Raw genomic sequence first — 8,351 nt, forward strand, 5'->3', positions numbered from 1 at the left:
AAGGAAGTTCACGTTTCGGGGTTCGAACCAGGGTGGGGAAGGCGGCGTACGCGGTGGCGGTGCAGGAGGCGCGCGACGGCGCACACGGGGGCGGCTGCACATGTGGCGACTGCCCGCACGGCGCGCGTGAGGGGCATCGGCGAGCCGTGGCCGCATTCCTCGCCAAGCGCGACGAGCTCGCGGCGGGACAGGGGCTGCCCGCGGCGGTCGCCCACTCGGCGGGCGCTTCCCGGCAGTGGGTGTCGGACGAGCTGACCCAGTCCGCGCACGCCGTCGCCGAACGCGGCAGGGCCGAGGGCCAGGCCTGGCTCGCCCACCTCTGGCGCCGCACGGCCGCCGTGCTCTGGGTGGGCGTGGGCGTCCTGCTCCTGGTCCAGGCGCTCACCGCGATCGGCACCGGGTGGACCCTGGCCCGGACCGCGGGGGTACTCGCGGCCGCGGTCGTCGCCGCTCTGCTGACCGGTGCCGGATACGCGCACCGGGCGCGCGGCGGCATCCTCGCCCCACTGATCGGTGAGGACAACCGCCTCTCCACCTCCGGTGCCGTGGCGGCCTGTTGGGTGCTCCTCCTCGTCTTCGCCGTCCTCGTCCTCGTCGGCGAACTCGCCGGGGCGTCGGGCCACCGGGAGCGGGACGCGCTGATCGCCGGGCTCGACCTCGCCCGCGCCGCCGGTGCCGTGACCGTCCTCGCCGTCGTCTGCGGGGTCGCCGTGCTCGTACGTCGCGTGGTCGGTCTGCGCGTCCTTGGCCAACGGCTGCAGAAGGTGCCCGCCGACCGGCCTCGGGCCGCCGATCTGCTCACCGACGACGCGGGCCGCGGCAGCTTCACCGACGCCCAGTACGTCCTGGTCAGCACCGTCGCCATGATCTTCGCCGCCGTACGTCTCGCGCGCCGTCCCGAGCAGCTGCCCGACCTGCCGTGGGGCCTCGCCCTCCTGGTCCTGGTGTCGGCGGCGACATACCTCGCGGGCAAGTACGCCGAGGGCGGCCGGCCCGTGATCCTCTCCGTGGTGCGCGCCAGGGAGGCGGGCGATCTCGACGCCCCCATCCGCACGGGCGACGACATCGAGATCCGCGGCGCCGGTTTCGTGCCCCCGGGCGGGCAGACCGCCGATCGTCTCGCCCGGATGGTCGTCCGCATCGGGACCGTGCACGTCCACGTGCCGCTCGTCCCCGTGCCGGGCGGGTTCACCAACCCGACCGACGCTTCCCTGACCGTCCCCGTCCCGGTCGACGTGGAGCCCGGACGCGTCGACGTCCAGGTGATCACGGCCGCGGGCGTGGAGACGAACCGCTGCACGATCGACGTCACGGACTGAGCCACACGGCCCGGCCACGTGCCGCGCATCGCGAATTCGGTGCAAGCCACTGAGCAGCGCCCCCTCTTCGTACGTATCGTCAGATGACGGGTCAATGGGCGAGGCGGGTCACCGGAGAGGCGGCGAGAGCGATGGCACACGGCATGCGTACCGACAGCCACACCAGCTACGTCAGAAGCAGCGGCTGGCGGGACAGCGCCTCCCGATACGCCCTGCTGCCGCTCCGGATCTTCCTCGGCGTCACGTTCATCTACGCGGGCCTGGACAAGATCACCGACAGCGCCTTCATGTCCGCCGGCGGTGACGGCTCCATCGGCCAGCAGATGGACAGCGTCCGCGACATCTCCGCCATCCCCGAACTCGTCGACCTCGCCCTCAAGAGCCCCGTCGGCTTCGGCTACGCCATCGCCCTCGGCGAACTCGCCGTCGGCATCGGCACCCTCATCGGCCTGTTCGCCCGGATCGCCGCGCTCGGCGGAGCGCTGATCTCGCTCAGCCTCTGGCTGACCATGAGCTGGTCCACCGAGCCCTACTACTACGGCAACGACCTGATCTACCTGATGGCCTGGCTCCCGCTGATCCTCGCGGGGGCGTCCGTCTTCTCGGTCGACTCGATGATCGCGGACCGGCGCAGGCACCGTTCGGGACTCGCCTGACCGCCGGCCGGGGCGGTCAGGCGTCCGTGGAGCCGTCGGCCCGGTGGCCCGCCGCACGGGCCGTGGGCCGGGCGCGTATGCCGTACGACACCGCTGCTGCCGCGCCTCCCAGGAGCAGACCCGCCAGCAGGAGCGGGAAGGCCAGGAACCACGGTGTGTCCCATATGCCGCCCGCGTCGCCCGCGTAGGCGATCGCCGCCATCAGCAGGAACAGGCCAAGGACCAGCTTGCCGGGATGGAACTCATGGCGTAGCACGGGTCACCTCCACCTGTCCGATGCCCACTTCGACGCGCAGCTCGAGCGTGCCGCCGTCCTTGCTTCCCGCGACCGGGTCCAGCGTCACCGACTTCTCCTTGCCCGGAGCGATGTCCACGTCCTGCTTGCGGTCGTCCGGCAACTGGATGTCGCCGACGCCCACTTCGATGTCCAGCTTCACCGTGCTGTCCTTCGGCACGATGACCTTCAGCTGACCCGCCCCCACCTCGGCACTGGTGCTCAGGGTCTTTCCCTTGCCGGGGCCGGCCCGGGTCAGGTCGAGCGTCCCGATGCCTGTCCCCAGCTCATACTGCGGCTGGACCTGACCTGCCGCCGTCGGTATCCACTCCGTCTCCGCCCAGGTGGTGCTGATGTCCTTGGGCAGGGCGGCCGAGCCCGCGAGCAGCCCCGCCGTGATCACCGCCAGGATGATCGAGCCCACCCCGGTGCGCCCGAGGAAGGCGCTGACGGCGATGCCCGCGCCGAACACCCCGAGCGCGAGCGCGAGGCCGGTCTGCAGGCTGGTGCCGAGCGGCTGCTCCGCCCATGTGAGGCCGGTGCCGAGCCCTCCGGCCAGCAGCGCTCCCAGGAAGACGAGACCGCCGATCCAGCGTGGGCCTCGCGGCTTGGGGGGCTGGGGAGGGTCCTCGGAGGCGCGCGGCAGCGGCTGCCCGTGCGGCGGGTCGGGCTGGTACTGAACGGTCATTCCCGCAGGCCCCCAGAAATAGCCCGAGATCCCGTCGTGCGTGCCGTCCTTGATGATCGGGTCCCGCCACCACGAGGGGGCGCCGGCCACCGGCGGTGCCTTCGCCTCAGGTGGCGCGTCCGCCACGGCCTGGGCCGCCACCGGGTCGGGATCGGTCGTGCCGCGCTGCTGCGACCAGTACCCCGCGCCCGCGAGGAGCAGTGCGAGGACGGCCGCGAAGGTGAGCGCCCCGCCGTTGTTCAGCAGGGAGAGGAAGACGCCGCAGCCGACGAGCGCGAAGAGCACGGCCGTCAGCGCCTGACCGTCCACCCGGCCGGAGAGGAGCCTGCGCGCCTCGTTCTCCTCCTCGTCGTCGTAGGGGACGAACAGCCACGCGAAACCGTAGAAGACAAGGCCGAGACCGCTGGTGAGAGAGAGGAGCGCGAGCCCGATCCGGAAGATCACCGGATCCATGTCGCAGTGCTGACCGAGCCCCGCGCACACGCCGCCGAGTCTTTTGTGCCGGCGGTCGCGGCGGAAGGCCAGCACGACCATCGGCCCGCCCGGCTCCTGCGCCGTGGCGTAACGAGAATCGTGCGGTGCGGCCTGCGGGCCCGACCCGGCGGGCTGCTCGTCTTTCATGTGTCCATGGTGACGGGCCCAAGGCCGCGGCGGCAGTCGGGACAACCCTGGCCGAACCCTGAGATCGTCCCTGACACACCCCTGCCTTGACCTCCGCGGCCCGGCGTCCGGGTCGGAGATCAGGGACGTCTCGGGGGTCGACCCTGATGCCCGCGCCCGCATACGCGTGTGAATATCGGAGACATGCCGGAAGCCGCAGCAGTATCCATCGAAGACGAGCGGCCGCTGCGAAAGCTCTATCGCAGCGGTGACGGCCGTTGGCTCGGCGGTGTCGCGCGCGGCCTCGCCGGTCATCTCGGCCTTCCCGTCGTCTGGGTGCGGCTGATCTTCGTCGGCCTGTTCATGGCGGACGGGCTCGGCGGCCTTTTGTACGCGGCGTTCTGGTTCTTCGTGCCGCTGGGCGTCGGCGGGGTCGACGCGATGCGCCCGCCCTCGGCCGTCACATCCGAGACGGCACCCGACGGACGCCGCAGACTCGTGGCCCGCAAGCCGGACAAGGGCCAGCTCGTCGCGCTGCTCGCGATGGTCATCGTCGCCATGGTCTTCGTCGGGAACGTGGACCTGGGCAGCTCGACCAAGGCCTATCTCTGGCCGACCCTGCTCGTCGCCGCCGGTGTCGCCCTGGTCTGGCGGCAGGCCGACAACGCCCGCCGGGCCCGCTGGATGGCGGTCGGCCGCCGCAGGCGCACCCTGACCATCGCCCGCGCGGGGGCCGGAGTGCTGCTGGTCGGCGCCGGTGTCTCCGGCATCGTCGTGCTGCAGGGCTCCACCTCGCACCTCAGCTCCGTGCTGCAGGCCGCGCTCGCCGTGCTTGTCGGCGTCGCGCTGCTCGCCGGCCCCTATCTCGTGCGCATGATGCAGGACCTCTCCGAGGAGCGGCTGATGCGTATCCGCGCCCAGGAGCGGGCGGAGGTCGCCGCCCATGTGCACGACTCGGTCCTGCACACCCTGACCCTGATCCAGCGCAACGCCGAGAACGCCTCGGAGGTGCGCCGCCTGGCCCGCGCTCAGGAGCGTGACCTGCGGCAATGGCTCTACAAACCCGAGGGCACGGGCAAGGACGAGGCGGACGAGCCCGACACCCTCGCCGAAGCGGTGCGGCGCGATGCCGCGGAGGTGGAGGACAAGCACGGCGTCCCCATCGAGGTCGTCATAGTCGGCGACTGCCCGCTGGACGACCGCCTCACGGCACAGACCCAGGCCGCGCGGGAAGCAATGGTGAACGCCGCCAAGTACGGTGGCGAGGGCGGTGCGGTACAGGTCTTCGCCGAAGTCGAGGGGGAGACCGTGTTCGTGTCCGTCCGGGACCGTGGCCCCGGCTTCGATCTGGATTCCGTGCCGGACGACCGCATGGGCGTACGAGAATCGATCATCGGCCGTATGCAGCGCAACGGCGGCACGGCGCGGCTGCGCGCGGTGCCGGGGGGCGGCACGGAAGTCGAGCTGGAGATGGAGAGGACGGCGACGACATGAGCGACGCGAGCGAGCCCGTGGGGCCCAGGGGTGGATCAGAGGGTGCGGCCGAGTCGGCCGAGTCGGCCGAGTCGGCCGAGTCGGCCGGTGCCGCCGCGGGCGGTGCCCCGGAGGGCCGTCGCGCGCGCGTCGTCCTCGTCGACGACCACCGGATGTTCCGCACGGGCGTCCAGGCGGAGATCGGCAGGACCGCGATCACCGGTGTCGAGGTGGTCGGAGAGGCCGCGGACGTCGACCAGGCGGTCACGGTGATCACGACGACGCGCCCCGAGGTCGTGCTCCTGGACGTGCACCTTCCGGGCGGCGGCGGCGTCGAAGTGCTGCGCCGCTGCGCGCCGTTGATGTCCGACGCCGAGAGCCCCGTGCGGTTCCTCGCGCTCTCCGTCTCGGATGCCGCGGAGGATGTCATCGGGGTCATCCGTGGCGGTGCCCGCGGCTATGTCACCAAGACGATCACCGGCACCGACCTGGTCGACTCCATCTTCCGGGTGCAGGACGGCGACGCGGTGTTCTCGCCGCGCCTGGCCGGGTTCGTCCTCGACGCCTTCGCGTCGACCGACGCGCCCCCGGTCGACGAGGACCTGGACCGCCTGACGCAGCGCGAGCGGGAGGTGCTGCGGCTCATCGCGCGGGGGTACGCGTACAAGGAGATCGCCAAGCAGCTGTTCATCTCCGTCAAGACGGTCGAATCACATGTGTCGGCGGTGCTGAGGAAGCTCCAGCTGTCCAACCGTCACGAGCTGACCAGGTGGGCGACGGCGCGGCGGCTGGTCTGACCCAAGGCCCGCCCCCGGCTCAGCGGTGCGCGCCGCTCGCCACCGGGGCGGGGCCCAACTTCCGTATCGCCCAGCGGTAGTGGCCCACCGCCTTGGTAATGCCGATGAGGCCCGTCAGCCACATGATGAGGCCCGCTCCCATGCCGAGCGCGACGTCGCTGTACGAGTCCCTGCCGGGCTCGGCGTAGGCGGCGGCCGCGAAGGACGCCCACAGGCCGAGCGCGCACACGGTGAGGGACGAGAGGAGCCAGCAGAGGCTGAGGGCGGGGGAGCGCAGGGCGGAGTCCGACACCGGGTGGCTGTCCAGCGCCAGCCAGCTGTCGGTGAGTTCGCGGACCTTCCGGTCGTTGCGGACGCCGATGACGACGCCCACGACCGACGGGGCGATGGCCCCGAGGCCCAGGACCGCGCAGATCGGACCCATCACGAAGGCCATCGGGTCGTGGTCCTCGATCATTTCGAGTGGCACCGCCAGGAGCGCCCAGCCGATGACGCAGCCGAGTGCCAACAGCCAGAGCATCAGGAGGCGGTGCACGCCCAGGCTTCGTCGGCGCAGGTCTTCCAGGGCCATGCCGCGGTCGTACAGCAGCGCGTTCCGGTCCGGCCAGGTGCGCAGATGGGCGGGCGGCGGAGGCGGCGGCAGCGTGCGGCGGGACATGGCCCTGACAGTACCTGCGGGCCCGGGGCCGTGCTTCGGGCTGTCCGGGGCCCCTCACGCCACTCGCGTCGCCCCCGCGAACGGCATCTGGCTGATCGGTGCGAGGCGGACCGGTGCGCTCGGGTTCGGGGCGTGGATCATCTGGCCGTTGCCCACATAGAGGCCCACATGGCTGATGCCCTGGTAGAAGAAGACCAGGTCGCCCGGCTGGAGTTGAGAGCGCGAGACGCGCTCGCCCGAGGCGATCTGCGCGTACGTCGTGCGCGGCAGGCCGACGCCTGCCGACCGGTAGGCGGCCTGGGTGAGCCCGGAGCAGTCGAAGGCATCGGGCCCGGTGGCTCCCCACACATAGGGGCTGCCGAGGGCCTTGTAGGCGTACGAGACGGCCGCCGAGGCGCGGGCGTTGGGTGCCTTGCCCGGGGCGCCCCGCAGGCCCTCACGGCCCGCGTCACGCGATGCCCTGTCCTCGCCCGCGAGGTCCGCGCGCTGATCGCCGGTGAGCTGTGACAGGAGCCGCTTGGCCGCGCCGAGCTTTCCGTTGACCGTCTTCTTGTGCTTCTTCAGCTCCGCCTGACGGGACTTGAGGTGCGCGAGGGTGTCGTCGGCCTCGGTGCGCAGCTGGTCGATCTCCCGGAGCTGCTTCCGCACGCCGGTGACGGCCGCCGCCTGGCGGCTGTCCGCGCGGTCGGCGATCGCGGCGCGCTCCAGGTACTGGTCGGGGTCGGAGGAGAGCGCGAGCTGGACGCCGGGATCGATGCCTCCGCTGCGGTACTGAGCGGCGGCGATCGAACCGAGCCCCTGACGCGCCGAGTTGAGCTTCTCGGTCTTGCGGGCCGCCTCGTCACGCAGCTCGCCGAGGGACTTCTCGGCGCCGTCGGCCTTCTCCTTGGCCCCGTTGTACTTCTCGGTGGCGATCTCGGCCTCGCGGTAGAGCGCGTCGACCTTGGACTTCACCTCGGCCGGGCTGAGCCGTGGATCCGCGTGTCCCGTGCCCTCGAAGGCGGTGGCCGTGGCGGCTCCCGCGAGGGCGATGGTGGCGGCGGTGCGGGCCGTATGGCCACTGAGCGAGCGCTGTTTCGGCTTGCGGTGCGCTGCCACGAAGGGGGGCTCCTTAAGGTTCCGGCGACGGCCCGCACAGGGGGAGCGGGCCGCCGCCGGATTCTCGGCGGTGGTGGCCGACTGCCGCCCCGGGTCCGGGCGGCGGTGGGGAGCCGGTCACCTGACGAAGGACGCTAAACCTGACCATCACGGGTTGGTGACGGATTGTGCGCAACTGACGCAAGTGTGGTGTTCGGTGACCTCAAGTGACCGCGCGATCCACCAGACCGGAAGCCTTCGGAGGTGCGCGTGACCGATGCGGCGCTCGCGCCCCACCTGGCTACGGAGTGGTGATATGGCCCCGGCTAGGCTCCGGAACCATGGACGTTCTCACCCATCTCTTCGTCGGCCTGCACATCATCGGCATCGCCTCCCTCCTGGGCGGCTTCCTCACCCAGATGAAGCAGATGGGCCAGGGCACGGCCCGCTTCAACCCCGCGATGCTGCACGGCGCGCTCACGATGCTCGTCACGGGCGTGATCCTGGTGGGCCTCAATCAGGCGGACGACAACCCCGTCAACAACGTCAAGATCGGCATCAAGATGGCCGTCCTGATCGTGATCCTCGCGCTGGTCTACGTGAAACGGGACGACGAGAAGGTGGACAAGGGGATGTTCGGCGCCGTCGGCCTGCTGACCGTCGCGAACATCTTCATCGCGGTGCTGTGGACCTGAGTCCGCCGATCCGACCGACCCACTACGCGCGCGTGGCCCGCATTCCCCCGGGAATGCGGGGCCCTGATCGGCTACCAACCCGGCCCCACCACGGGCGAGGACCGCGTCGCGGGC

9 protein-coding genes are annotated in these 8,351 nt (G+C 71.5%); 5 read left to right on the forward strand and 4 right to left on the reverse strand.

The window, feature by feature from the left end; translation table 11 throughout:
* Nucleotides 1-53 precede the first annotated feature (53 nt).
* Entirely contained in the window at nt 54-1,319 is a 1,266-nt protein-coding gene (locus tag AB0I66_RS17620) for a hypothetical protein (RefSeq protein ID WP_363208768.1), read from the forward strand.
* 131 nt (nt 1,320-1,450) lie between these two features.
* The gene (locus AB0I66_RS17625; protein WP_363208769.1) at nt 1,451-1,975 is read left to right on the forward strand and encodes a DoxX family protein; all 525 of its coding nucleotides are present in this window, start codon (nt 1,451-1,453) and stop codon (nt 1,973-1,975) included.
* A 16-nt stretch (nt 1,976-1,991) separates the two neighbouring features.
* Here AB0I66_RS17625 and AB0I66_RS17630 read toward each other — a convergent pair whose 3' ends face one another.
* Nucleotides 1,992-2,231 (reverse strand): hypothetical protein, encoded by a 240-nt coding sequence (locus tag AB0I66_RS17630; protein WP_363208770.1) that lies wholly within the window; start codon nt 2,229-2,231, stop codon nt 1,992-1,994.
* The gene (locus AB0I66_RS17635; RefSeq protein ID WP_363208771.1) at nt 2,218-3,558 is read right to left on the reverse strand and encodes a PspC domain-containing protein; all 1,341 of its coding nucleotides are present in this window, start codon (nt 3,556-3,558) and stop codon (nt 2,218-2,220) included. Before AB0I66_RS17635 ends, AB0I66_RS17630 begins: the two co-directional genes overlap by 14 nt.
* 183 nt (nt 3,559-3,741) lie before the next feature.
* On the opposite strand from AB0I66_RS17635, the gene AB0I66_RS17640 reads away from it, so the two are divergent.
* Nucleotides 3,742-5,031: a PspC domain-containing protein gene (locus AB0I66_RS17640; protein ID WP_363208772.1), complete on the forward strand. Its 1,290-nt coding sequence runs from the start codon at nt 3,742-3,744 to the stop codon at nt 5,029-5,031.
* Nucleotides 5,028-5,807: a response regulator transcription factor gene (locus tag AB0I66_RS17645; RefSeq protein WP_363208773.1), complete on the forward strand. Its 780-nt coding sequence runs from the start codon at nt 5,028-5,030 to the stop codon at nt 5,805-5,807. The genes AB0I66_RS17640 and AB0I66_RS17645 overlap by 4 nt, the downstream gene beginning before the upstream one ends.
* Before the next feature lie 19 nt (nt 5,808-5,826).
* Here AB0I66_RS17645 and AB0I66_RS17650 read toward each other — a convergent pair whose 3' ends face one another.
* Together AB0I66_RS17650 and AB0I66_RS17655 are read right to left on the reverse strand one after the other, a co-directional pair.
* Nucleotides 5,827-6,465 carry a hypothetical protein gene (locus tag AB0I66_RS17650; protein WP_363208774.1) on the reverse strand — a complete coding sequence of 213 codons (639 nt, stop codon included), beginning with the start codon at nt 6,463-6,465 and terminating at the stop codon, nt 5,827-5,829.
* 54 nt (nt 6,466-6,519) lie between these two features.
* Nucleotides 6,520-7,563: an NlpC/P60 family protein gene (locus AB0I66_RS17655; protein WP_363208775.1), complete on the reverse strand. Its 1,044-nt coding sequence runs from the start codon at nt 7,561-7,563 to the stop codon at nt 6,520-6,522.
* A 320-nt stretch (nt 7,564-7,883) separates the two neighbouring features.
* Between AB0I66_RS17655 and AB0I66_RS17660 the strand changes: the two genes are divergently transcribed.
* Nucleotides 7,884-8,237 carry a hypothetical protein gene (locus tag AB0I66_RS17660; RefSeq protein WP_363208776.1) on the forward strand — a complete coding sequence of 118 codons (354 nt, stop codon included), beginning with the start codon at nt 7,884-7,886 and terminating at the stop codon, nt 8,235-8,237.
* Nucleotides 8,238-8,351: the final 114 nt, after the last annotated feature.

Origin of the sequence: Streptomyces sp. NPDC050439 (genome assembly GCF_040655335.1) — a bacterium.
GTDB lineage: Bacteria > Actinomycetota > Actinomycetes > Streptomycetales > Streptomycetaceae > Streptomyces.

What these genes read in the sequence shown, in the direction of transcription:
- AB0I66_RS17650 (WP_363208774.1), bottom strand. Translation starts at nt 6,465, where the DNA reads ATGTCCCGCCGCACGCTGCCGCCGCCTCCGCCGCCCGCCCATCTGCGC.
- AB0I66_RS17660 (WP_363208776.1), top strand. Translation starts at nt 7,884, where the DNA reads ATGGACGTTCTCACCCATCTCTTCGTCGGCCTGCACATCATCGGCATC.
- AB0I66_RS17640 (WP_363208772.1), top strand. Translation starts at nt 3,742, where the DNA reads ATGCCGGAAGCCGCAGCAGTATCCATCGAAGACGAGCGGCCGCTGCGA.
- AB0I66_RS17635 (WP_363208771.1), bottom strand. Translation starts at nt 3,558, where the DNA reads ATGAAAGACGAGCAGCCCGCCGGGTCGGGCCCGCAGGCCGCACCGCAC.
- AB0I66_RS17625 (WP_363208769.1), top strand. Translation starts at nt 1,451, where the DNA reads ATGGCACACGGCATGCGTACCGACAGCCACACCAGCTACGTCAGAAGC.
- AB0I66_RS17645 (WP_363208773.1), top strand. Translation starts at nt 5,028, where the DNA reads ATGAGCGACGCGAGCGAGCCCGTGGGGCCCAGGGGTGGATCAGAGGGT.